The sequence below is a fragment of the Caulobacter sp. GW821-FHT12F03 genome (assembly GCF_058806855.1).
On record NZ_JBXAQC010000008.1, the window covers coordinates 15,052 to 39,658 of the forward strand.

General features: G+C 70.0%; 12 protein-coding genes. 7 read left to right on the forward strand and 5 right to left on the reverse strand.

Features of this window, described 5'->3' with window-relative positions:
• Nucleotides 1-15 precede the first annotated feature (15 nt).
• The 5 genes from AC1RN0_RS16460 to AC1RN0_RS16480 all read left to right on the forward strand — a co-directional run bounded on the left by AC1RN0_RS16460 (nucleotide 16) and on the right by AC1RN0_RS16480 (nucleotide 5,652).
• Entirely contained in the window at nucleotides 16-1,170 is a 1,155-nt protein-coding gene (locus tag AC1RN0_RS16460; RefSeq protein ID WP_492788548.1) for a cytidylyltransferase domain-containing protein, read from the forward strand.
• Between the two features lie 152 nt (nucleotides 1,171-1,322).
• Nucleotides 1,323-2,207, forward strand: a complete 885-nt coding sequence (locus tag AC1RN0_RS16465) for an N-acetylneuraminate synthase family protein (protein ID WP_492788549.1) — start codon at nucleotides 1,323-1,325, stop codon at nucleotides 2,205-2,207.
• A gap of 7 nt (nucleotides 2,208-2,214) precedes the next feature.
• A complete protein-coding gene (locus AC1RN0_RS16470; protein ID WP_492788550.1) occupies nucleotides 2,215-3,531 on the forward strand; it encodes a polysaccharide pyruvyl transferase family protein in 1,317 nt (438 codons plus the stop codon).
• A gap of 82 nt (nucleotides 3,532-3,613) precedes the next feature.
• Nucleotides 3,614-4,501 carry a phytanoyl-CoA dioxygenase family protein gene (locus AC1RN0_RS16475; protein ID WP_492788551.1) on the forward strand — a complete coding sequence of 296 codons (888 nt, stop codon included), beginning with the start codon at nucleotides 3,614-3,616 and terminating at the stop codon, nucleotides 4,499-4,501.
• A complete protein-coding gene (locus AC1RN0_RS16480; RefSeq protein ID WP_492788552.1) occupies nucleotides 4,498-5,652 on the forward strand; it encodes an acyltransferase family protein in 1,155 nt (384 codons plus the stop codon). The genes AC1RN0_RS16475 and AC1RN0_RS16480 overlap by 4 nt, the downstream gene beginning before the upstream one ends.
• Here AC1RN0_RS16480 and AC1RN0_RS16485 read toward each other — a convergent pair.
• A complete protein-coding gene (locus tag AC1RN0_RS16485; RefSeq protein ID WP_492788553.1) occupies nucleotides 5,588-6,907 on the reverse strand; it encodes a lipopolysaccharide biosynthesis protein in 1,320 nt (439 codons plus the stop codon). The two genes, AC1RN0_RS16480 and AC1RN0_RS16485, sit on opposite strands and share 65 nt — an antisense overlap.
• A 112-nt stretch (nucleotides 6,908-7,019) precedes the next feature.
• On the opposite strand from AC1RN0_RS16485, the gene AC1RN0_RS16490 reads away from it, so the two are divergent.
• Complete coding sequence (locus tag AC1RN0_RS16490) at nucleotides 7,020-8,153, forward strand: acyltransferase family protein (protein WP_492788554.1); 1,134 nt, start codon at nucleotides 7,020-7,022, stop codon at nucleotides 8,151-8,153.
• Here the strand turns inward: AC1RN0_RS16490 and AC1RN0_RS16495 are convergent.
• The 4 genes from AC1RN0_RS16495 to AC1RN0_RS16510 are packed head-to-tail and all read right to left on the reverse strand — an operon-like array spanning nucleotide 8,134 to nucleotide 12,453.
• Nucleotides 8,134-9,096, reverse strand: a complete 963-nt coding sequence (locus AC1RN0_RS16495) for a glycosyltransferase family 2 protein (protein ID WP_492788555.1) — start codon at nucleotides 9,094-9,096, stop codon at nucleotides 8,134-8,136. The two genes, AC1RN0_RS16490 and AC1RN0_RS16495, sit on opposite strands and share 20 nt — an antisense overlap.
• Nucleotides 9,012-10,448 carry a glycosyltransferase family 39 protein gene (locus AC1RN0_RS16500; protein ID WP_492788556.1) on the reverse strand — a complete coding sequence of 479 codons (1,437 nt, stop codon included), beginning with the start codon at nucleotides 10,446-10,448 and terminating at the stop codon, nucleotides 9,012-9,014. Before AC1RN0_RS16500 ends, AC1RN0_RS16495 begins: the two co-directional genes overlap by 85 nt.
• On the reverse strand, nucleotides 10,445-11,404 hold the full coding sequence (locus AC1RN0_RS16505) for a polysaccharide deacetylase family protein (RefSeq protein ID WP_492788557.1): 960 nt from the start codon (nucleotides 11,402-11,404) through the stop codon (nucleotides 10,445-10,447). The genes AC1RN0_RS16500 and AC1RN0_RS16505 overlap by 4 nt, the downstream gene beginning before the upstream one ends.
• 2 nt (nucleotides 11,405-11,406) lie before the next feature.
• Nucleotides 11,407-12,453: a GNAT family N-acetyltransferase gene (locus tag AC1RN0_RS16510; RefSeq protein ID WP_492788558.1), complete on the reverse strand. Its 1,047-nt coding sequence runs from the start codon at nucleotides 12,451-12,453 to the stop codon at nucleotides 11,407-11,409.
• A 268-nt stretch (nucleotides 12,454-12,721) separates the two neighbouring features.
• Between AC1RN0_RS16510 and AC1RN0_RS16515 the strand changes: the two genes are divergently transcribed.
• On the forward strand, nucleotides 12,722-24,589 hold the full coding sequence (locus tag AC1RN0_RS16515; RefSeq protein ID WP_492788559.1) for a hypothetical protein: 11,868 nt from the start codon (nucleotides 12,722-12,724) through the stop codon (nucleotides 24,587-24,589).
• The last annotated feature ends 18 nt before the right edge of the window (nucleotides 24,590-24,607 follow it).

Below are 24,607 nucleotides of genomic sequence, written 5' to 3' on the forward strand. Positions count from 1 at the left end.
GAGCCGGTCGCCACGATGACAAGAACGGTCGCGATCATTCCGGCGCGGGGCGGCTCCAAGGGATTGCCGCGCAAGAACGTGCTGCCGCTGGCCGGCAAGCCGCTGGTCGCCCACAGCATCGACGCCGCCCGGGCCGCGCGGCTGATCGACCGCGTCGTCGTCTCGACCGATGATCCCGAGATCGCCGCCGTCGCCCGCGCCTACGGCGCCGATGTCGTCGATCGCCCGGCCGAACTGGCCGGCGACCTCGCCAGCTCGGAGGCGGCCCTGCTGCATGCCCTGGGCGTGCTGGCCGAAGGGGGCGACACTCCCGACGTGCTGGTCTTCCTGCAATGCACCTCGCCGCTGACCACGGCCGAGGACATCGACGCGGCCGCCGCGGCGGTCATCGAGGGGGCCGACACGGCGCTGACGGTGGCTCCGTTCCACTATTTCCTGTGGACCGCCGACGGCGAGGGCGTGAACCACGACAAGTCCGTCCGGCTCATGCGCCAGCAGCGCAAGCCCGAGTTCCTCGAGACCGGCGCGGTCTACGCCATGCGGGCGCCCGGCTTCCTCGAGGCGAAGCACCGCTTCTTTGGCCGGACGGCGCTGGTCGAGACGCCGATCGAGCGCCGTCTCGAGATCGACGAACCGGAGGATTTCCGGCTGGCCGAGGAGCGCCTCGGCGGCCTGCGGCGGAGGGCGGACGCGGCCAGCCTGCCCGACCCGCTGCACGCGCTGATCATGGATTTCGACGGCGTCTGGACCGATGACCGGGTGTTCGTGAACCAGGAGGGCGTGGAGAGCGTTGTCTGTTCGCGTCGCGACGGCATGGGCCTGGAGCGCCTCAGAAAAGCGGGCCTGCCGATGATGGTTCTGTCCAAGGAGGTGAACCCGGTCGTGCGGGCGCGCACCGCCAAGCTGCAGATTCCGTGCGAGCATGGTCTGGAGACCAAGCTTGACCGGATGCAGGCCTGGCTGGACGAGCGCGGGCTCGATCTCGCGCGGACCATCTACATCGGTAACGACATCAACGACATCGAATGTCTGCGCGCCGCCGGCTGTGGCGTGGCGCCGCGCGACTCCCATCCCGAAGCGCTCGCCGCCGCCGATCTGGTGCTCGACGCCGACGGCGGTCGCGGCGCGCTGCGCCTTCTCTCGGACCTGATCCTGTCGCGGGGCCCCTGACGCAAACAGACGAACGGCGCCCGCAAATCGATCCGACGGGCGGCGCGAACAAAAATCGGCAGTTTTGAAGATGCCTTGCGACGGGCAGGCGTCTAGAAATACGTTTCAAAAGGTCGGGGCCAGATCCCGCCGCAGAGTTACCGGAGTTCAAGATGGTCAAGGCCGCTAAGGTCGTCGCCGAGATCGGCTGCAACCACAAGGGTGAGATGGCGATCGCCAAGGAACTCATCCTCACGGCTGCCGTCTATTGCAAGGCGGACTACGTGAAGTTCCAGAAGCGCAACAACCGCGAGCTTCTGCCGCCGGAACAGTATGACGCGCCGCACCCCAATCCGGCCAATTCCTATGGCCCGACCTACGGCGCGCACCGGGAATTTCTCGAGTTCAGCCCGGAACAACATCGCGAACTCATGGCGTTCTGCGCCGACAACAATATCGGCTACTCGACCTCGGTGTGGGATGTGACCTCCGCCCGCGAGATGGGCGCGCTGCAACCCGAGTTCCTGAAGGTGCCGTCCGCGTCGAACCTGCACTGGGAGATGCTGTCGATCCTCACCGGCGAGTACGGCGGCGGGATCCAGCTGTCGCTCGGCATGACCACCCAGGCCGAGGAAGACCAGATCGTCCAGTTCTTCGAGAAGCGGGGCCGGGCCAAGGACCTCGTCCTCTACGCCTGCACCTCGGGCTATCCGGTGGCCTTCGGCGACATCGCCCTGCGCGAGATCACCCGCCTGAAGGAGAAGTTCGACGGCCGCGTCCAGGCGATCGGCTTCTCCGGCCACCACCTGGGCATCGCCGCCGACATCGCCGCCCTGGCGCTGGGCGCCGAGTGGATCGAACGCCACTTCACCCTCGACCGTACCTGGAAGGGCACCGACCACGCCGCATCGCTGGAGCCGGACGGCCTGCGCCGCCTGTGCCGCGACGTGCGCAATGTCGCCGAAGCCCTTGAGTACAAGCGCGAGGAGATGCTCCCCGTCGAACTCGAGACCCGCAAGAAGCTGAAGTGGGAGCAGGACCGGGACGCGGCCGCCTGAGTTTGTCGTGAAGCTTCTCTATCTCGCCGACAACAGCGACCTGTCCAACTGGGGTTGCCGCGCCACCAGCCTGTCGCTGCGACAGCTGCTGGCGGCGGCCGGGCACGAGATCATCGGAACCGTCACCGGGACGATGATCGAGTCGACCTATCCCGTCGGCAAGCGGGTCCCGGACGGCCTGTGGGCGCGGTTCTCGCGGGCGCTGAATCGCGACAAGGTCCGCAAGCTGCCGCTGACCGGAGCCGTCTTCGACGCCCTGGGCCGCCGCAACGGGCTGAGCCATGACCTGTCGGACAACATCGAGACGCTGAAGCGCGCGCGGGCCTGGGATCCGGCCACCCGCGGCCTGTTCGCCGCCATCGAGGCCTGCGAGGCGGTGGTGGTCAACGGCGAGGGCGACCTGATCTTCGGCAACCCCGCCCGGTCGCGGCTGCTCTACACCCTGACGGTCTGCGAGATGGCGCTGCGGGCCGGAAAGCCGCTCTACTACCTCAACGCCATGGCCTCGGAATGCCCGACGACCGGGCTCAACCGCGAGACCCTGGCCCTGGCCGCCGACGTGCTCGGCCGGTCCGCGGCCTTCACCGTGCGCGATCCGGTGTCGCTGGCGTTCGTGCGCGACAACATGCCGGGCGTCGAGACCCGGATGTATCCGGACGCCGTGTTCGGCTGGAGCCGCCTGCTGGCGCCGGCCGACGGACCCGCGCCCTACGACCGGTCCGCCCTGGCGCCGTTCTTCGAACGGGCTCCGGGCGCGTTGCCGGCGGCGCTGGACGGGCCTTACGCCCTGCTCGGCGGCGGCTCGCGCGCGGCGCGCGACTGGCCGGCGGCCACCGAGGCCTATGTCCGCCTGGTCGAGGCGCTGAAGGTGCTCGACCTGCCGGTCGTGCTGGCCCCGGGCTGTTCCGGCGACCTGTTCCTGCGCGAGGTGTCGATCCGCACCGGCGCGCCGATGATCCCGCTGGAGACGCCGGCCCTGGCGGCCGGCGCGATCCTCGCCAACGCCCGGGTGTTCGTCAGCGGCCGCTGGCATCCCTCGATCATGGCCGTGCTGGGCGGCACGCCCTGCGTCTTCATGGGCTCCAACTCGCACAAGACCCTGACCATCCAGACGATGCTGGAGTCGGCCGACCCGATCGAGTTCACTCCCTGTCCGACCCCGGAGGAATCCCGCCGGATCGCCGCCCGCGCGAAGGCGCTGGTGGATCTGGGCGACGCCGAGCGCGCGCGGATCCTGGCGGTCACCCGCCGCCTGGGCGCCGAAACCGCCGGCATCGTCGAGGCCGTCGGCAAGGTCGCCGGCGCCCGGATCGCGGCGGAATGATCAGGATCAGCGCGGCCATTCCCGGCAGATGTCAGTTGGCCTATCGTCGGAAACCAGCGCTATCGGGTGGAGTGTGGCGGCGATGAGCAACGAGTCCCCGGATATCGAGGCGATGCAGGCGAAGCTGGAGACGGACGGCTATGTCGTCATCCCCGGCCTGTTTTCACCCGAGGACATCGCGCGGCTGAGGACGGCCGTGTCGGGCTTCTTCGAGCGCGGCGGGGTGATCTTCAACCTCGGCCAGACCCAGCCGAACGCGGCCATCGAATGCCCCGAGATCAGCTGGCTGTTCTCCGACCCCCGGGTCGTGTCGCTGTTCCAGTCGCTCTACGACACCCGCAAGGTGCTGTTCACCGGCCACTGCGACATCCACAAGGACATGTTCAGCTCCTGGCACAAGGATACCGGGACGAACGACTGCTACTTCGATGAAGACTGCTTCGTGCCCGACTGCCGCGTGTTCAAGATGGCGGTCTATCTGCAGGATCATCTGGACGGCCACGGCCTGACCGTCGTTCCCGGCAGTCACCATCGCCGCGCCTGGGGCCGCGACGACCGCGAGGGCGTGTCGCTGCAGAGCCGCGCCGGCGACGCGGTCGTGTTCGATGTGCGACTCGACCACCACGGCCGCCTGCCGACCGCGTTCGAGACCTTCATGCTGCGCTCCAGCCGGGTCACCAAGCGTCTGCTTGGCAAGGTGTTCCCCGCCTTCCGCAAGCCCGGCGACATCCGGGCGATCTACGCCCTGCGCCGGCTGTTCGCGCGGCTGACCGGCCAGAGCATGCGGATGAGCGTGTTCTTCACCTTCGGGCCGCCGAACCGGTTCTCGACCCAGTTCGCCCGCAACAACATGGACCGCCAGCTGGCGCAGTACGCCGACGGCATGGTCGGGGCCTATCCGCCCGGCCTGGTCGAGAAGCTGACGGCCCAGGGCGTCGAGGTCTACCGCGGCGAGTCCGCGGCGGCATGACCGCTGCCGGGTCGGGGCGTCTGGAGCCGCTCGACGGCCTGCGCGGCCTGGCGGCCCTGTGGGTCTTCGTCGGCCACGCCCTGAACCTGTCGGGCGCCTGGATCCCGATCCTCGGCCGGCCGCTGCTGGCGGTCGACCTGTTCATGATGTTGTCCGGCGCGCTGATGGTCTACCAGACCACCCTGCGCGACCCGCGCGAGCCGCTGGCCCGGCCCGACACCTGGCTGAAGTTCTGGCTGCGGCGGTTCTTCCGCATCGCGCCGGTGTTCTATCTCGCATTCGCCCTGGCGATGCTGATCGGCCCGTGGCTGTACGGCCTGCGCGAGGCGGCCGGCGTCGAGCGAACCATCGACTGGGCCCGCTACCATGACCACGGCCCGGCCAACGTCCTGCTGCACCTCAGCTTCCTGTTCGGCGTCGTGCCCGGCTACGCTGACCGTTCGCCGCTGCCCGACTGGAGCATCGGCCTGGAGATGCAGTTCTATCTGGTCTTCCCGTTCGTGCTCCTGCTGCTGCGGCGCGTCGGATACGCAGCCGGCGCGCTGATGCTGCTGGCCCTGGTCGGCCTGCTCTGGCTGACCGCCGGCGACTGGCTGTCGGCCTTCTCTCCGCAGCGCCCGGCGGCCCTGCCGCTGCGGCTGAACATCTTCCTCGCCGGCATGCTCGTGATGCGCGCGCGGGACCTGGCGGGCCGGCCGAGACTGGGACTGGTGCTGGCGGCGATCGCCCTGGGCCTCGTCCCGCTGGGGCCGTTCGGCCACTGGAGCGAGCTGGTGGTCCGCGGCCTGAGCGTGGCCGTGCTCGCCGTGGCGATGATCCCCGGGCTGCTGCCGACCGGGCCTCTGGAAGCGCTCGCCAGAGTCGGGCGGGCGCTGCTGTCCTGGACGCCGCTGCGGCGGCTGGGCGACGTCTCCTACGGCGTCTACCTGATCCATCTGCTGGCGCTGATCCCGGCCGTCGTCCTGGTCACCCGCCATCTTCCGGGCGCCGCGCCGCTGGTGCGGGCCGGCGCGGCCTTCATCGGCGCGGCCGCGGTGGTCTATCCGGCCGGCTGGCTGATCTACCGGTTCATCGAGGTCCCGGGCATCAGTCTGGGGCGACGGGTGGTCGGCCGGCTCGGCCCCAGAAACCCGTCTCGATCCCCAGCTTGACCGAGGCGTAACGCCAGACGACCAGATTGCGCAGGGTGACGCTGGAGGCCATCGCCGCCGCCGCGCCGAGCGCGCCGTAGAGCGGCGTCAGGATCAGGGTCAGGATGACATTGGCGGCCAGGCCCACGGCGAAGCCGACCGTGTTCCACTTCTCGTGGTGTGACATGTTGAGGACGGCGTTGGCCGAGCCGAAGGCCGCGTTGACGATCTGGCCCAGGCACAGCAGCACCAGCGGCGGCCAGGAAGCCTCGAAGTCCTTACCCAGCAGCAGCGGCACGCCCCACTTGCCGAACAGGATCAGCGCCAGGGCCACCGGGATGCAGTAGGCGATCGACAGCCGCGCGCCCTGGGTGACGATGCGCTGGGTCAGGACCGTGTCGCCCTTCGCCCAGGCCGCGGCCAGGCGCGGCGCGATGTTCACATTGACCACGGCGTAGCCGAGCTCGGCGAACAGGGCGAACTGGGCCGCCGCCTTGAACACGCCGGTCTCCTCCCGCCTGGCGATGAAGCCGAGGATCAGCACCGCCAGCTCGCCGTCGATCACGTACATGCCGTTGCTGAGGCCCAGCGGCAGCAGGCTGGCGCGCCAGCGGGCCGACTCGTAGGTCGGGGTCGCGGTGCGGGCCTCGCGCGGCCAGAAGCGGGCCAGGATCAGCGCGCCGACCACCCAGGCGACGGCGTTGGCCCCGACGTTGGCGGCCATGGCGGCGGCCGGGGTGTGCACCGCCTGGCCCCAGGCGAACGGCAGCAGCATCAGCAGCAACAGCGCCGTGGGCCGGACGATCTGCTCGGGCGCCTGGCCCAGCACCACCTGGCGAAGGCCGCGCAGGATGCCGCCGCGCAGGGCCGTCAGCGGCATCAGCACCACCAGCCCGACGGCCCAGAACAGTCCCGGCCGGGCGGCCGGCGGAATGAGGTGCGGCAGGAAGATGAGCGTCAGGATCGCCGCCCCGACGATCGGCAGGGACATGAACAGCGAATAGCGCAGCGCCCAGGTCGCCGCGCCGCGCATGCGGCCCCAGTTCTCCGTCGCCTGGGCCGCGCCCACCTCGCGGACCAGCAGCATCGAGGCGCCGAAATTGGCCGGCAGACTGAGCACCGTGACCGCCGACAGCAGGAAGGCGTAGGTCCCGTAGCCCTGCGCGCCGAGCAGGCGGGTCAGCATCATCACCACGAGCCAGGACAGGCCCATGCCGGCGATGCGCATCAGGAAGGACGCCGATGCGCCGCGCAGCAATCCGTCGCCAAGCTTCATTCAAACCGTCCCGGAGCGGGCGTCGCCGACCCCACGCCGAAAGGCTTAGCGGAGGGGCGGAGGCTTGACCAGTTGCCCGCCGGGCGGGGACCGCTTAAGCCCGGAGACCGGAATGGCGAGAACGGTCCCGCGCATGCGTTTTTCAGTGCTCGACAGCTGGCGCGGCCTTTGCGCCCTGTGGGTGGCCCTCTACCATTTCCGCGTCCTCAGCCACGTCAACGACGCCTGGCTGACGCGGCACGGGTTCATCGCGGTGGACTTCTTCTTCGCCCTCAGCGGCTTCGTGATCGCCCACGCCTATGGCGACAAGCTCACCAGCGGCGTCCAGCGCGTGCGGTTCTTCCTGCGGCGGTTCGGGCGGCTGTATCCGCTGCACCTGGCCACCCTGGCGGTGGTGGTGGCGATGGAAACCGCGCGCTGGGCCGCCGGCCGCCAGCTGGGCCACGACATCGGCCGGCCGGCCTTCGAGGGCGAGACCAGTCTTACGGCCCTGGCGGCAAACCTCGTGCTGATCCAGGGGCTGGGGTTCTTCCAGAAGTTCAGCTGGAACATCCCGAGCTGGAGCATCAGCGTCGAGCTGGCGGTCTGCGTGATCTTCGCCGTCACCTCGATCCTGCGCCGGCCGCTGGCGACGGCCCTGGTGCTGGCGGGCGGCGCGAGTGTGCTGCTCTACTGGCTGGCGCACAACGACCCGTGGGAGGGACATACGGCCCTGACGCGCGGCGTCTGCGGCTTCTTCATGGGCGTGCTGGCCCAGCGGCTGCATGGCCTGTTCCGCCAAAAGGGCTGGTCCGTGCCGGGCTGGATCGAATTCACCGCGCCGGTGCTGGCGTTCGGCGCCATGTGGTTCTGGGACCAGACGCTCTGGCCGGCCTCGGCGCTGATGTTCGCCATCATCGTGTTCATCTTCGCCTTCGAGGCCGGCCCGCTGTCGCGGCTGATGAAGATCCCGGCCCTGATGGCCTGGGGCGAGGTGTCCTACTCGATCTACCTGATCCACTATCCGCTGGTGCTGGGCGTGTTCGGCGCGGCGGCGGTGCTTGGGGCCGTGACCGGAACAGACCTGCTGGTCCAGGGCCGGACGCTGGATCTGGACCTCGGCTCGCCCTGGCTGGGGGATCTGGCGACGGTCGGCTTCCTGGCCGTGGTCATCGGTCTGGCCATGCTCAGCTATCGCTGGATCGAATCGCCGGGCCGGCGCTGGTTCAACCGCCAGTCAGACCGGCTCAGCGGCGGCGAACGATAAGCTCGGCCAGGACGCCGAAGAACAGCGTCTGCAGCCCGAACAGGGCGCTGCCCAGCACCAGGTTGACGTTCTCCACCGGCTTGGCCGCCTGGCCCGTCAGGAAGTGGGCGATCTGCCAGGCTGCCACGCCGCCGCCGAGGGTCAGGAAGGCCGCGCCGATCGGGCCGAAGACATTGAGCGGCTTCAGCGACACCAGCAGCCAGAAGATCTGTCCCAGCGCCTTGAACGGATAAGCCAGCGAGACGAACGACCGGCCGGTGGTCCGTTCGCGGAACGCCACGTCGATCTGGGCGAAGCGCATGCCCTTGTGAAACGCGTCGAGCAGCACCTGCTGGGCGTAGTTGTAGCTGCCCGGCAGCACGGCGACCTTCAGATAGTCCCGCGACACGGCGATGATGCCCGGCTGGCTATCCTTCAGCGGCCAGCCGGTCAGGCCGCGCATCAGGGCGCAGAACACCGCGTTGCCCCACCGCCGGACCAGCGGCATGCGGTAGGCGATGCGTCCGAAGCGGCAGCCGTAGACCACCTCCGCCTCGTCCTGGAGGATCGGCGTGATCATGGCCAGAATGTCGGCGGGATCGTGCTGGCCATCGGCGTCAAGCTTGAGCAGCAGGTCGAAGCCCTCGTCACGCGCGCGCTGCAGGCCGGTGCGGACCGCAGCGCCCAGGCCCCGGTTGACCTTGTGGCGGATGACCAGGTCGGCGCCGACCTGGGAGGCGACCGCGCCGGCCCCGTCGATCGAGCCGTCGTCGACGACGATCACGGTCAGGGCCACGCCCGCCTTCACCAGCGAGGGCTGCTGCGCCAGCACCCCGGCGACCACCTGCCCGATCGACTCCGCCTCGTTGTAGGCCGGGATCAGGACAGCGAGCCGCTTCGGCGCGGGCCGGGCGGGCGGACCTTTCGCAGGCCGGTTTCTAGGATCAGGGGCAGGATCACGCATGCGGCGGGGATCATGGGCCAAGCGTAGCGCGGAATGAAGTGGCTGAACGCGGCGAGGAACAGCCCGAGCCCCACGGCGGGGAGCAGGAACACCGCCAGATCGTCCCGCCGCCGCGCCAGCGCCACGACGCCGGCCAGCGCCAGCCAGGCGGTCAGCCCGCCAAGGCCGCGCCACAGGAAGGCCGGCGTCATCAGCAGGTGCAGGTCCGGCCGCCGGCGGATCAGGGCGATGGCCTCGGCCCTGGCGTCGGCGTCGGCCGCCGTCAGCGGGGCGATCCCGCCGGCATGGCGGTCGACCAGCGCCAGGTAGCGGGCCTTGGCGGTGCGATAGAAACTCAGGCCTCCGACCGGCCCTCGCCCGGCCCGGGCCGCGCGCTCCACGGCGACGGGATCGACCGGCGCGGCGCGGCTGAATCGCTGCAGGGCGCCGCCGGGCCCCAGGTCGGTGATCGACGCGCCGGTCAGGCGGCAGACGGCCGGCCGCAGGCGGGAAGGGGCGTAGGCGCACCAGACGCCGCGGTACTCGGCCGGGGTCACCTGGTCCTCATAGGCGCGCAGCAGCAGCACCTCGCCGCCCCGGTCGGTGATCGCGCCGGGTCCGAACAGACGCTGGTTGCGCGCGCTCCAGGGCGTGATGACCAGGGCGGCGGCGAACAGCATGAGCAGCACCGCCACCCCGCGCCGGTCGCCGGGCCAGCCGCGCGCGCGGAGCGCCGCCAGCAGGGTCACGGCCAGGGCCAGTCCGGCCGTGACATAGAGCAGGCTGGCCTTGACCAGGATGCCGAGGCCCAGCGTCAGTCCGGCGGCGATCCACCAGCGCCATCGTCCGCTCGACCAGCCCCGGGCCAGCAGCGCCGAGGCCGTGGTGACCAGGGCCGCGGCAGCGAGGTCCGTGCCGAGGCTGTCGACCAATTCCCGCCGAAGGGCGAAGGCCACCAGGCCCGTCAGGCCCAGCGCCGCGACCGCGGCCGCGCGGGAGCCGCCGAGCGTCCGCGTCGCGCCGAATACGGCAAAACCCAGCAGGGCCAGCCAGGCCAGGTTCTGCCGCTTCAGCCAGATGACCCGCGCGCCGGCGGCCCAGTCCGTGTCCGGGGTCGGGCCGGCGACCGCGTCCGCCACGCGGATCACCAGCGCGCCGGTCAGGGCGGGCAGGGGCTCGCGGAACATGTCCGGCCGCTCGCCCGCCGCGCCGGAGGAGACGATCCCGCGATGCGCGAGGCTGAGGGCCATGTGCAGGTTCTGTTCGCCGTCGGCGGTCACGCGCCGGCCGGTCAGCCAGCCGTCGGCCAGTCCGAGCAGGGCCAGGCCCAGCAGCGCGACCGCCAGGGTCCGGATCGCCCCGCCCCGCGTCACCGGGCCAGCAGGCTGTCGCGCCGCGCCTCGCTGGCGGCCACATGGGCCGGGTCGACCCTTCGGCACCAGCCGTCCTGGGTCAGGATCTCGCAGCGGCCGGCGTCGCGCAGGCGGGCCACCTCGGCGAGGATTCCGCGCAGCACGCCCAGCGTGGCCGGGGCCGAGGCGATGTTCTCGGGATGGGTCCAGTAATGGACCACCTCGCCGGTCCGGGCGGCCCGCTCCAGGAGGCGCCGGGCGCGAAGCCGGCTGACCGCCGGCGGGACCAGTCTGCGGCCGCCGCTCATCCAGTTGACGAAGAAGCCGGCCGGGATCGACAGCGGCTTCGCGGGGCGGGGCGCGCCCTCGGGACGCTCGAAGATGTTGAACTCGGAGGCCAGCGACGCGACGCGGTTCGGGAACGTGCGGGTGGCGCGCAGGCCGGCGATGCCGAAGTCATCGAGCAGGTCGTGATGATCCCCGGCGTTGCGCGGGAAGATATAGGTCGTCGTCCGCGACAGGATCGGCGCCCTGGCCTCGAACAGCAGGCCCAGTTCACGCCGCGCCAGATCCCGGGTCATGCCGGGCCAGGTCCAGGGAATATGGGTCGCGCCGTGCAGGCCGATCTCGTGGCGTTGACGCGCGGCGTCGACCGCCTCGACGGCCCAGTCGCCGGTCCAGCCCTGGCCCGTGCCGCTCGTCATGTCCTCGAGCGCGGGCTCGAGATAGCCGGGCAGGTCGCGGGCCAGATCCGCCAGCGCCGGCCGCAGCGCGGCCAGCCGGTCGGCGGGCAGGCTGAAGGTCCCTACGAAGGCGAAGGTGGCCGGGATGTCGAACTCGGCGAGCGCCGCCAGGATGTCGGCATAGGCCTGGCGCAGGCGCGCGTCTGACAGCGCGGCGTGATCGCCAGGCGTCAGGTGGTCGGCGACGCCCCACTTGCCCTCGCAGTCGAGCGACAGGATGAACCGGGCGGTCATGCTCAGACCGTGTCCGAGTCCAGGTAGGACAGATACCAGTCCTCCGGGCGCGTCATGACCGCGGCCGTGTCCCCGGTCAGGGCCCTGCCGCCGAAGTAGAGGTGGATCGGCCGGATCCGGTCGGGCATCGGCAGGAAGCCGGCCCGGCGGTAGGCGCCGTAATTGGGCGCATGGGGCGCGGCCCAGGCCAGCACGGCGTCGGTCTTCCTGGCGCGCATGTCGGCGATGGCCAGCTTGAGCAGCATGACCGCGTCGGCCCGCGCCTGCGGCAGGTGCATCACCTCCATGATGTAGCCGATGCGGCCGCCGTGCTTGTCGGCCAGGTGAGTGGTGACGAAGGCGCGCATGGCCCCGTCGTCGCCGAACACCGCGCGGGTCTCGTAGTCCGCCGTCGGATGATCGAACAGGCGCCAGTTGAGATAGTCGCTGGCCCGGTCGACGGCGCAGGGGATGTCCGCCGCGAAGGCCTCCCACAGGGCGTCGGCGCGGGCGTCGAAGCGTTCGACCGTCACCGCGCGCGCCGCGCCGACCGGTCGACCGATCAGGGACAGGGGCAGGGCGTCGAACAGCGCGCCGGCCCGGCCCAGCACGCGGCGGGCGAAGTAGCCGGCGTTCAGCGGCTTGACGAGGAAGGGCGGCGTGCCGAGGCGCGTCCAGTCCAGCTTGCCGAACCAGCCGGGCGCGGCGTTTTCATTGGGGAAGCCGTAGGCGATGGTGGTTCCAAGGCCCGCCGCCGCAGCATAGAAGGCGCGGCCGAGGCCGACGAACACGCCCTTGCCCCGACAGACCGGGGCCACGACTGTGTCCAGCGCCTGGTGCGCGATGACGCGGCGCTCTCCGATCCTCAACCGGGCGGGCGCGAAGCCCACCATGCCGACGATTTCATCGTTGAGGCTGGCCGTGGCGATGGCGCCCCTGGCGGCCGGATGCCGCTCAAATTTCCAGATCAACTTGCCGCGCGACACGAGGTCGTCCTGCTGCGGCAGGAGCCGTCCGTAGGCGGCCTGTACGTCGGCATCCAGCGTACGGACGTCGTAGGCGATTTCCATGAAGAACCGTCCTGGAGCGCATCAGCGAAGGTCAAACTAACGCGCTTCAGCGCCCGGTGGTAGCCGCGCGGCGGCCCGCAATCGATGCGAATCCGGCACAGTCGGTAAGGTTAACGCGCCCGGTTCCCCTGTCGGGCGAGTGGCTGCGTTAACATTACACAAAAGCCATAGACGGGCCAAAATCCGCACCCTATAGGTTCGGTGAACGACGTTTTTAACGGCGGGGAGCTGCGCGCGCTCGCCCGTCACTCTACAGGGGGTTGCCTAGATGTCCGGTTCGACCATTACGACCCGTCGCCGTGTATCGCTTTTCGCCAGCTCGTCCCTCGTCGCCGCCAGCCTTGTCGCCGGCGCCGCTTCGGTGTCGACGATCGCCCTGGCGCCGACCATGGCCCTGGCCGCCGATGAGTGCGGCGATCCCACGGTAAACGGGGCGGCGTCCGACTCGTTCCTCTGCACCGGCGTCTACGCCGCGGGCATTGACTACACGACCCAGGGTGACCTGGGTCTGGCGCTCGGCGACAGCGTCGTGATCGGCGCCGGCGGTCTGCATGTGGCCGGCAGCGCCGGGGACCAGATTACGGTCCAGGCGGTCCAGTTCTTCGCCAACGCGGGCGACGTGGTGATCAACAATCCGGGTGGTCGCGGCATCCTGATCACCAGCCCCGACAGCAACATCATCCTTGACCTGACGTCGAACGACGCTGGCGACGGCGCCCCCAGCGTCACCGGCGGCCAGGAAGCGATCCGTCTCGTCAACAGCGGCGGCGCCGGTTCGGTCGACGTCACGATGACCAACGGCCAGCTGATCTCCAACGGCAACGTCGCCCTTCGCGTGCTGGCCGGATCCGGCGGGGCCACCGTTGACCTCGGCGCCACCACCCTCAGCGGCGGCGGCGGTCTCCTCGTCACGACGACGGGTCTGGCCGATGTCTCCTCGACCGGCGCCATCACGACCAACGGCGTCGACGGCGGCGTGTTCGTCCGCGGCGGCGCGCTCGGCGCGACGGTCTCGGTGACGGGCGACGTCAATGCGACCGGCGGCGGCGCGGGCGTGTTCGTCCAGGCCACCGGCGGCGGCGACGTTCTCGCCGAGACGGGCAACATTACCTCCTCCGGCACGGCCCTGTTCGTCCAGAGCGTGGGCCAGGGCGACGTGACCGTCACCAACACCGGCAACCTGAGCGGCTCGGCTGGTCTCGCGGGCACCGTGTCCGGCGCCGGCGTGATCGACATCACCACGGGCGGCACGGTCACCGGCACGGCCGGCGTCGGCGTCGCGATGAACGCCGACAACGGTACGATCACCGTCGACACCACGGCGGGCCAGGTCATCGGTTCGACCAGCGGTATGACGGTCAACACCATCGCGGGCAACGTTGACCTGACCACGGCCGGCGTCACCGGCCAGGGCGGCGTCGGCATCAGCGTCACCGGCACCCTCGCCGACGTGACGATCGACAGCACGGCCGGGGCCGTCCTGGGCAGCACCTCGGGCATCGTCGCGACGACGACGTCCGGCGACATCACGATCGATGCGGCCGACGTCACCGGCACGACCGGGCGGGCCGTGTTCGCCGACTCCTCGACGGGCAACATCAACATTACGACAAGCGGCGTTCTCTCCGCGCCGTTCCCCGTCGTCTCCCCGGCCGGCGGCGTCACGGGCATCGAGACCCGCACGAACGGCGACACGACCATTGTCGTGGGCGGCAACATCACCGCCGGCGGCAACGCGATTATCGCCTGGGGTGTGGGCGGCGGCAGCTACAGCACCGGCGCGATCGACATCACGGTCAATGCGGGCGCGACGCTGACCAACAACACGCCCTACTACAACCTCGTCGCCTACGGCACCGGCGTCACGATCGCCATGAACGGCAACCTGTCCGGCGGCTACAACGGCATCAACACCCAGTCGCTGAGCACGGTCGATATCACGGTCGGCGGCAATATTTCCGGCGTCACCGACCGCGGCGTCAACGCCACCTCGGCCACCGCCATGAACTTCACCCAGACGGCCGGCTCGATCAGCGGTCCGGTCGGCGTCGCCCTGTTCAGCGGCGGCCTGACGACGGTGAACACCACGGCCGGCGCGAGCATCGCTTCGACGACCAGCGTCGGGCTGTTCGTTCAGTCGGCAGACGATCTGACCGGCACGATCAATGGCGACATCTCTTCGGCCCAGGATGACGCGGTGAGAATCAGCGTCACCGGCGCGGGCAACTTCGTCGACCTGACGTTCGGCGGCACGATCGACGGCGGCAACGGCGCGGGTGACGACGGCATCCAGATCGCCACCAACGGCGGCGCCATCACCCTGGTCACCAACGGCACGGTCACGGGCGACCCGGGCGTCGTCCTGAACAGCGCCGGCGGCGTGATCACCTATGACGCCAACAACGACGTCACCGGCACGGCCGGCGGCATCATCACGACCAACACCACCGGCTCGACGACGATCAACGTCAACAACGTCGGCACCGTCATCGAGGGCGACAGCGACGCGAGCGGCGCGGGCGACGGCGTCGCCGCCACCGCGACCACCGGCGCCATCACCGTGACGTCCGATGCCGGCTCGTCGATCATCGGCGGCGTCGGCATCAACATCAGCAACACCGGCGCCGGCGCGCTGACGATCAACACGGCGGGCTCGGTGACCGGCGACGGCACGGGCGGCCTGTCCGACGGCATCCGCGCCAGCTCGACCGGCTCGGCGATCATTGACATCACCACCGCCGACGTCACCGGCGCCGTGAACGGCATCTTCGCCAGCGGCCACAACACCATCGACGTCGACACCACGGCCGGCACGGTCACCGGCTCGACCAACTTCAACGGCACGGGCATCTACGCCACGACCACCTCGGGCGCCGTGACGGTCACCACGGCGGACGTCACCAGCTTCGGCGGCGTCTTCGCCCATAGCGATCTCGGCATCGTCACGATCGACACCACGGCCGGTACGATCAACGCGGCCGGCGGCGCCGGCGGCGCCACGGCCACCAGCGGCGGCGGCGCGGTCAGCGTCACCACGGCTGACGTCGATGGCGGCACGTCGGGTGTCGTGGCCACCACGACGGCCGGCACGGCCACGGTCAACACCACGGCGGGCACTGTCACCACGACGGCCGGCGTCGGCGTTCTCGCCACCACGGGCGACGCCAGCGCGGTGGATGTGGACACCGGCTCGGTTCTCGCGGTCGGCGGCGTCGGCATCAACGCGCAGAGCGCCGGCGGCCTGATCACCGTCGACAACGCGGGCGCCGTCACCGGCACCGTCGGCATCTCGACCGCCAACACCGGTCTGGGCGCCACGACGATCACGACCAACGGTTCGGTCACCAGCTCGGCCGGCAACGGCATCGAGGCCTCCACCACCGGCACCGGCCTGATCACCATCAACACCAACAACACGGTCAACTCGACCGGCGGCCACGGCATCGCGGTCACCGCGACCACCGGCGCCACGGACATCACCGTGGGCGGTGTGGTCACCTCGACGGGCGCGGGTGTCCGCGTCGACACCGACGGCGACGCGACGGTCGTTGTCAGCGCCGACATCAACGCCGGCGAAAACGGCATCTACATCGACAACGGCGGCGTGGACTACGCGGGCGTCATCGACGTCACCGTCGACTCGGGTGTGACGATCACGGCGACCTCGCCGTACTACAACCTCGCCCTCTACGGCTCGGACGTCACCCTGACGATGAACGGCGCGCTCACCGGCGGTGCGGGCGTCCGGATCGGTTCCGAAGGTCCTGTCGACGCCAACATCAACGGCAGCATCACCACCGACAGCCGGGATGCCGTCCAGATCGACGCCGCCGGCCCGGTCACTTTCGACCAGACGGCGGGTTCGATCACCTCCACCGCCGTCGGCTTCGCCGGCGTCGATATCCAGTCGGACAGCACGGTCGTGGCCAACACCTCGGCCGGCACGAGCATCACCGGTGAGGGCGTCGGTCTGGCCATCCAGGCCGGCGGAGACATCTCCGGCCTGGTCAACGGGAACGTGACCTCGGGCGGCGGCGACGCGGTCCACATCGACGCCCTGGGCGTGGCCACGGTCAACATGACCTTCGGCGGCACGCTTGACGGCGGCCAGGACGGCCTCGACGTCTCGGCCATCACCGGCGACGTCACCCTGACCACCAACGGCGTGATCCTGGCCGACGACACCGGCATCCGCGCCGACTCGGCCGGCGACGTCACCGTCAACGTCAACAACGATATCACCGCCGGCGTTGCGGGCGTGGTCGCGGTCTCCTCGGCCGGCGCTTCGACGGTGACCCTCGGTGCGGGCGTGACGATCGATCCCGACGACTACGGCGTGTTCAACGTCGCGGCCACCGACGCCACGGTCACCACCGGCGCCGGCACGGTCATCGACATCAACAACACCGACGCCGACACGATCGCCATCGGCATCTACAACGAGAGCGCGGCCGCGACGGACACGGCGGCGCTCGACCCCTCGGTCGAAGTTTCCCTCGGCGCCACGACGACGATCACCGTCGATGACGGCGCGCTCGGCGAAGCCGACGGCGGCATGGGCGTCTACGCGCTCAACAGCGGCGGCGGCGACGGCAGCGTCAGCATCACGGTCGCTGACGGCGTGGACATCGTTGTTCGCGGCGACGGCACCGGCGGTATCATCGGCGACACCCAGGCTGGCACGGGCGACATCACGATCACCGTCGGCACCGGCGTGATCACCACCATCGCCGGCAATGACGCCGACTCGGCCGGCCTCCTGCCCGCCAGCGTCGGCATCGGCGCCCTCTCGGGCGGCGGCGACATCGTCATCACCAGCAGCGCTGACGTCCAGGCCGGCTCCGTCGGCCTCGGCGCGGTCGAGGCGGCCGGCATCGGCGCGGTCACGGCCGGCGCCGGTACGATCACCATCACCACCAACGCCGGCAGCAACACGGCGGGCGGCGACTACGGCATCGTGGCCAACAGCGACAACGGCGATGTGATCGTCACCACCAACGACGGCGTCACGGGCATCGCCCAGGCGGGCATCACCTCGACGACCCTCGCCGGTGACATCACCATCACCAACAACGACACCGTCGACGGCGGCACCACCGGCATCGGCGCCGAGACCGACACCGGCCAGATCACGATCAACGCCAACAGCGCGGTGACGGCGTCGGCCGGCAACGGCATCGATCTCATCGCCCACCTCGCGGGCGGCGCCATCGACGTCAACACGGCGGCGGGCGCCACGGTCACCGGCACCGGCGGCTTCGGCATCATCACCACCACCGTTGACGGCCTGACCACGGTCACCACCGACGGCAACGTCGTCGGCGACACCGGCGGCATCCGCTCGACCAGCACGACCGGCGTCATCGACATCGAGACCAACGGGACGGTGAACAGCTCGGCCGGCACGGGCGTGTTCGCCCAGTCGGGCGGCAACGTCGACGAGGACATCAACAACGACGTCACCGGCGCGGTCAGCGGCGTGGTCGGCTCCTCCACCGGCGGCGGCACGGTCACGATCAACACCGCGGCCGGAACGACCGTCACCGGCACGGGCGGCGCGGGCGTGGCCGGCGGCTCGACCACCGGCACGATCGACATCACGACCAACAGCGTGGTGCTGGGCAACGTCGGCGTCTTCGCGCAGAGCGGCTCGGGCAACGTGTTCATCGACACGCTGGCCAACGTGACCGGCACCGGCGCGGGCGGCATCAACGCCCAGACCGGCGGCGCGGGCAACGTCGACATCGACGTCCTGGGCGGCAACGTCCGGGGTCAGACCTTCGGCATCCGCTCCGTCGCCACCGGCACGGGCACGTCGGACGTCCAGGCCACCAGCGCGGCGACCACGATCACGGGCGTGACGCTCGACGGCATCATCACCTCGACGGTCAGCGGCGCGAACACGGTCAACACGGCCGGCTCCGTCTCGGGCCAGATCAACGGCATCAACGCCACGAGCACCTCCGGCGACATCAGCATCACCACCGCCAACGGTTCGGTCTCCGGCGTCACCGGCGACGGCATCAACGCCCTGACGGGCGGCGTGGGTTCGTTGGTCGTCAACGTCAACAGCGGGGCGACGACCAGCGGTGTCATCGGCATCGACGCCGAGGCCACCGGCACCGGCAACGTCACCGTCCACAACAACGGCGGCGGCCTGATCACGGCCACCGGCGACGACGGCATCCAGGCCAACGCCCATTCCGGCAACGTCCTGGTGACCAACAACGGTCCGATCGGCGCGGCCGACGTCGGCATCCTGGCGGCGACCAACTTCGCCGGCACGGTCGACGTGACCAACTCCGGCGCGATCACCTCCGGCGGCCACGGCATCAGCACGGTGACCAACGGCGGCACGAACACGGTGCTGAACAACGCCGGCGGCACGATCAACGCCGGCGCCAACGGCATCCGGGCGATCTCCAACAGCGGGGTCGTCACGGTCACCACCAACGCCGCCGTCACGGCCGCCAACACCGGCATCGAAGCCGACACCGGCACGGCCGGGACCTCGACCGTCAATGTCAACGCCAACATCGGCGCGGGCGACGACGGCGTGGCCTCGACCACCGAAGCGGGCCTGAACACGGTCAACTTCAACAGCGGCACGATCACCGCCGTGTCCCAGGGCATCCAGGCCCGCACGACCGACGGCGGCGGCATCATCGTCAACGCCCTGGCCGGCACGGCCATCCTGGGCACCGCGATCGACGGCATCTCGGCCACGGCCACGGGCGTCACCAACAATGACGTGGTGGTCGACTCCGCGGCCCTGATCGGCACCGCCGGCAACCATGTGACCCGCTACGGCATCCTCGGCGCGATCGCGGGCGGCGGCTCGGGCGACATCGACATCACCAGCACGGGCGCGGTCTACGCCGACATCGTCGGCCTCTTCGGCTCGACCACCGGCACGGGCGACGTCACCATCGACAGCTCGGCGACCGTCACCGGCCATACCCGCGGCATCGTCGCCACGGCGACCTCGGGCAACGTCGACGTCACGAGCAGCGCGGCCGTCACGGCCACGACCAGCGACGGCATCACGGCGACCACCGGCGGCGCCGGCACGGTCGGCGTGACCAGCTCGGCGGCCATCACGGCCGGCAATGTCGGCATCCTGACCACGAGCGGCACGGGGGCGATCACCATCGCCAACAACGCCGGCAGCGTGATCAACGCCACCAACGTCGGCATCTACGCCAACAGCGTTTCGGGCTCGATCGAGATCGACAGCGCGGCGGCGATCACCAGCACGGCCAGCGACGGCATCTACGCCGCCACCGGCGGCGCGGGCGGCGTCGACATCGCAATCACCAACGGCGACGTCTCGGGCCAGATCAACGGCATCGAGGTGTCGGTGACCGGCACGGGCACGTCCTACATCCTCGCCAACAACAGCCTCGGCACCATCTCCGGCGCGACCGGCGCGGGCATCACGGCCGTGACCAACAGCGGCGCCAACACGGTCAACACCTTCGGTTCGGTGCTCGGCCAGACCGACGGCATCAACGCCACCAGCACCTCGGGCACGGTCATCGCCTCGACGGGCTTCGGCCTGACGCGCGGTGTGACCGGCGACGGCGTCAACGTGCAGACGGGCGGCGCCGGCAACGGCACCGCGGCGCTGTTCGGCAACACCCAGGGCGTCCAGGGCGTCGACGTGAACATTACCGGCACGGGCTTCGGCAAGGTCGAGGGTGATCAGCCGGGGATCTCGATCACCAGCACGGCGGGCGACGGCATCCACCTGCGCACCGTCAGCGGCACGGCCACGGTCGACCTGAACAACTCGGCGGGTTCGATCAACGCCACCGGCGGCGACGGCATCGATGTCGCCACCAGCGGCGGCGGCCTGATCCAGATCGACAACATCTGGACCATCGACGCGACCAACGGCATCGGCATCCGCGCCGACGCCTCGGCCGGCGGCGGCATCACGATCAACTCGAGCGGCAACATCGGCACGTCCGGTGACCACACGGCCAGCGGCGGCATCATCGCCAACCTGGGCGGCGGCGCCGGGGCGATCACCATCGTCTCCAGCGGCGGCATCTACACGAACGGCACCGGCGTCGGCGCCTTCAACAACGGCACGGCGGGCGTGGCCAACGTCACCTACAACGGCGGCACGCTGGTCGCGGGCCAGTACGGCGTCATCGCGGCCGTCACCAACGCGGCCAACGCCAGCAACGCGACGACGACCGTCGGCGCGGGGTCGACCATCACCGCCACGAACAACTACGCGGCGGGCGCCCAGACCTTCGGCGCGGGTAACGCCACGGTGACGATCGGGGCCAACTCGGACCTGACCTCGACCGGCGGCCGCGGCGTCTACGCCGCCGCCTCCGTCAACGACGCGACCGCGACCATCGGCGCGGGCACGAACATCACGGCCTTCAACGAGGGTGTCACGGTCTCGGCCGGCGACGACGCCACGCTGATCATCGGCAACAACGTCACGATCGACCCCAATGACTACGGGATCCTCGTGACGGGCGGCGGCGACGCGACCATCACCGCCGGAACCAACCTCAACATCGACGTCAACAACACCGACGCCGACGCCGTGGCCGTGGGCATCTACGCTCTCAGCGGCCAGGCGGCCGACGTGGCCGTGGGCGACCCGACCGTCGACATCAACATCGGCGACGGCCTGGTGATCCGCGTCGACGACGGCCTGGGCGGCGAGGCGGACGGCCTCTCGGCCATCCGCGCCATCGCCCTGGGCGGCGGCGGCGCCAGCGTCAACGTCGACCTGGGCTCGGTTGACATCCAGACCCACGGCGACAACAGCGCCGGCATCTTCGCCGGCGCCGCCTCCGGGGCCGTCAGCGTCACGGTCGGCAGCGGCAATGTCTGGGTCTATGGCGGCAACGGCGTCGACAGCGCGGGCAACTACACGGCCTCGACCGGCATCAGCGCCGTCTCCAGCGCCGGCAACGTCGACATCACCAGCAATGCCTACGTCTACGTCGAGGATAACGTCGGCGCGGCGAACGCCACCGGCCTGAACGCCGTCACCGGCGGCGCGGGCACGGTGACCATCGTCAGCAACAATGAGGTCGCCGCCTACGGCATCGGCATCAACGCGGCGTCGGTCAACGGCGCGATCAGCATCGACAGTAACAGCTACGTGTTCGCCTACGGCACGGACGGCATCTCGGCGGTCTCCACCACCGGCGCTATCCTGGTCGACCAGTCGAACGCCGGCTACATCTACGCCTACGATGACGGCATCTTCGCCAGCACCACTTCCGCCGGCGACGTGCACATCATCAACGCCGGCCAGATCTACGCCGACGTCAACGCGACGGGCGGCTACGGCATCAACGCCGTCAACGCCGGCGCGGGCAACGTGATCGTCGCCAACTCCGGCCAGATCGAAGGCACGGCGGATCGCGGCATCTCGGCCTACAGCAACGGCACGGGCAACACCGACGTCACCAATACCGGCCAGATCGGCACGGTGGGCGACTCGGTCGACGGCTACGGCATCGTCGCCGTCTCCGGCGCCGGCACGACGACCGTCACCAACTCGGCGGCCATCTACTCCGCCGGCTATGGCATCGTGACGAGCACCACCACCGGCGCCACGACGATCCACAACAACGCCGGGGGCGTGATCAACTCGGTCAACGACGGCATCAACGCCTTCTCGAACTCCGGCGCGATGGTGATCACCAACGCGGCGGCGATCACCTCCACCGGCGGCTCGGGCATCGTCTCGAGCACGGCCGGCGCGGGAACGTCCTCGGTGACCAACTCGGCGGCCATCACGGCGGCCGGGCGCGGCATCTCGGCGGCGACCAACGGCGGCGCGAACACCGTGACCAACAACGCCGGCGGCGTGATCAACGCCGGCAACGATGGCATCCTCGCCACCGCGGCGGGCTCGGCGGCGGTCACCGTGACCACGGCGGCCACCGTCACCTCCACCGGCGCTGACGGCATCGAAGCCAGCTCCGGCGGCGGCGCGGTCATCGTGACCAACAACGCGGTGGTCACCGGCGCGGCCAACGGCATCCTGACCGGCAACTCCGGGACGGGTACGACCAACGTCAACGTCAACGCCAACATCAGTGGTTCGGCCGCGGCCGGCTTCGCGGGCGTCAACACCGTGACCACCGGCACGGGCGCCACCACGGTGGCGGTCGCCAACAGCCTGACGGTCAACGGCAACAACGGCAGCGCCATCCGCACCTCCAGCAATGGCGGCGCGGTGGGCGTGACCCTCGGGACCAACGCCCTGGCGGTCAGCCTCGGCGGCGGCGCGAACAGCTGGGTCATCGACCTGGCCAACAGCGGCGCCGGCGTCAGCACGCTGAACATCGGCACGGGCGCGGTTGTCCGGTCCTTCGACACGGCGACCACCGGCTACGACGACCTCGCGATCCGCGGCGTCGGCGGCAGCGCGGTGATCAACAACGGCGGCCGCATCCAGGGCCGGGTCAACTTCTCGGGCCTGACCGGCAACGTGGTGTTCAACAACACCTCGACCTTCAGCTGGCACACCACCGGGGCCTCGACCTTCAGCCCCGGCGCCGACACGCTGAACAACACCGGCACGATCTTCACCAACGCCGGCGGCGTCGCCACCTCCTGGGACTTCCTGGGCGGCAGCGACACCTTCGCCAACAGCGGCACGCTGGTGGTGGGCGAGCCCACCCTGGCCGCCTCGACGCTGACGATCACCAACCTCGAAACCTGGAACAACTCCGGCACGATCGTGTTCGGCAGCTCCGGCTCGGTGAACTCCGACCTGGCCGCTGACGACCGCATCTTCGCGGCCAACACGACCTTCAACGGTACGGGTTCCAGCAAGCTGGTGATGGACGCCAACCTCGGCGCCCTGGTCCAGACGAGCTGCGCGGTGCTCAACGGCGCCGACTGCCTCAGCTTGACGGGCGGCACGACCACGGGCAGCACGCTGATCAAGGTCACCGACATCAGCGGCAACCTGTTCGGGGCCTACAACCCGGTCGGGATGGTGCTGGTCGACGTGAGCGGCGCCGGCACGACCGCCGACAGCCACTTCTCGCTGGACCACAGCTCGTCGTTCTGGCGCGCGGACCTGAACTCGTCCGACGGCGTGCTGGACAAGGGTCTGTTCTTCTACGACCTGACCACCAACCTGAACAAACAACACGTCCTGGTCGGCCTGCCCGACAGCGAGGCGTTCGAGTTCACGGTGGCGGGCACGGCGGCGCAGAACGCCTGGTACCAGTCGACCGGCACCTGGTACGACCGCCAGGCCGACCTGCGCGACCAGCTGGGCGACGTCGACGCCAGCGGCGCGGGCGTGTGGGTGAAGATCGCGGGCGGGGCCACCAGCCGCGACCTGATCAACAGCTACGACCTGTTCGGCAAGACCTACAGCTTCGACACCAGCTACGCGCAGGACACCATCTCGCTCACGGGCGGCGTGGACTTCATCAGCGCCAACACCGGTGATCGTCAGTGGGTCGTCGGCGGCATGATCGGCTACGTCGACACCAACGTGAACTTCGACGCCTCGAACACCATGATCTCGATGGACGGCCTCACGGTCGGCCTCTACGGGACCTACGTGGCGAAGAACTTCTTCGTCGACGGCATCATCGCCGGGAACTTCCTGGACGTCCTGCACCAGGCCCCGTCGCTGGCCGCCGCGCCGAACAACCGCTTCACCAGCGAGGCCAACTCGGTCGGTGGTCAGATCGAAGGCGGCTACACCGTCGCCCTCGGCGAGAACGCCTTCTTCGAGCCGCTGGCCAGCCTGTCCTACGTCAAGACCACGTTCGACGACATCACCGTCCCGGGCGCGGTCATCGCCTATGACGACCAGACGAGCCTCCGCGGCAGCCTCGGGGCCCGCCTCGGCGCCACCCATGACTTCGACACCTTCACCTCCAAGTTCACGATCACGGCCCGCATCTGGGACGAGTTCGAGGGTGACAACGGTCTGGTCATCGACAGCGCCGGTCCGGACCTTCCGCTGACCGACGACTTCAGCGGCAGCTTCGGCGAGGTGTCGGGCAGCGTGAACGTGTTCAGCAACGAGGCGGCCTTCTCCGCCTTCGTGAACGCGGGCGTGAAGTTCAAGGACGACTACCAGTCGACGGACGCCTCGCTCGGCTTCCGCTGGCGCTGGTAGCCGCGGCCAACACCAACG

Coding starts and splice junctions, on each gene's coding strand:
- AC1RN0_RS16495 (WP_492788555.1), bottom strand. CDS start 9,096: ATGCGTGATCCTGCCCCTGATCCTAGAAACCGGCCTGCGAAAGGTCCG.
- AC1RN0_RS16505 (WP_492788557.1), bottom strand. CDS start 11,404: ATGACCGCCCGGTTCATCCTGTCGCTCGACTGCGAGGGCAAGTGGGGC.
- AC1RN0_RS16515 (WP_492788559.1), top strand. CDS start 12,722: ATGTCCGGTTCGACCATTACGACCCGTCGCCGTGTATCGCTTTTCGCC.
- AC1RN0_RS16485 (WP_492788553.1), bottom strand. CDS start 6,907: ATGAAGCTTGGCGACGGATTGCTGCGCGGCGCATCGGCGTCCTTCCTG.
- AC1RN0_RS16510 (WP_492788558.1), bottom strand. CDS start 12,453: ATGGAAATCGCCTACGACGTCCGTACGCTGGATGCCGACGTACAGGCC.
- AC1RN0_RS16460 (WP_492788548.1), top strand. CDS start 16: ATGACAAGAACGGTCGCGATCATTCCGGCGCGGGGCGGCTCCAAGGGA.
- AC1RN0_RS16480 (WP_492788552.1), top strand. CDS start 4,498: ATGACCGCTGCCGGGTCGGGGCGTCTGGAGCCGCTCGACGGCCTGCGC.
- AC1RN0_RS16490 (WP_492788554.1), top strand. CDS start 7,020: ATGGCGAGAACGGTCCCGCGCATGCGTTTTTCAGTGCTCGACAGCTGG.
- AC1RN0_RS16475 (WP_492788551.1), top strand. CDS start 3,614: ATGAGCAACGAGTCCCCGGATATCGAGGCGATGCAGGCGAAGCTGGAG.
- AC1RN0_RS16465 (WP_492788549.1), top strand. CDS start 1,323: ATGGTCAAGGCCGCTAAGGTCGTCGCCGAGATCGGCTGCAACCACAAG.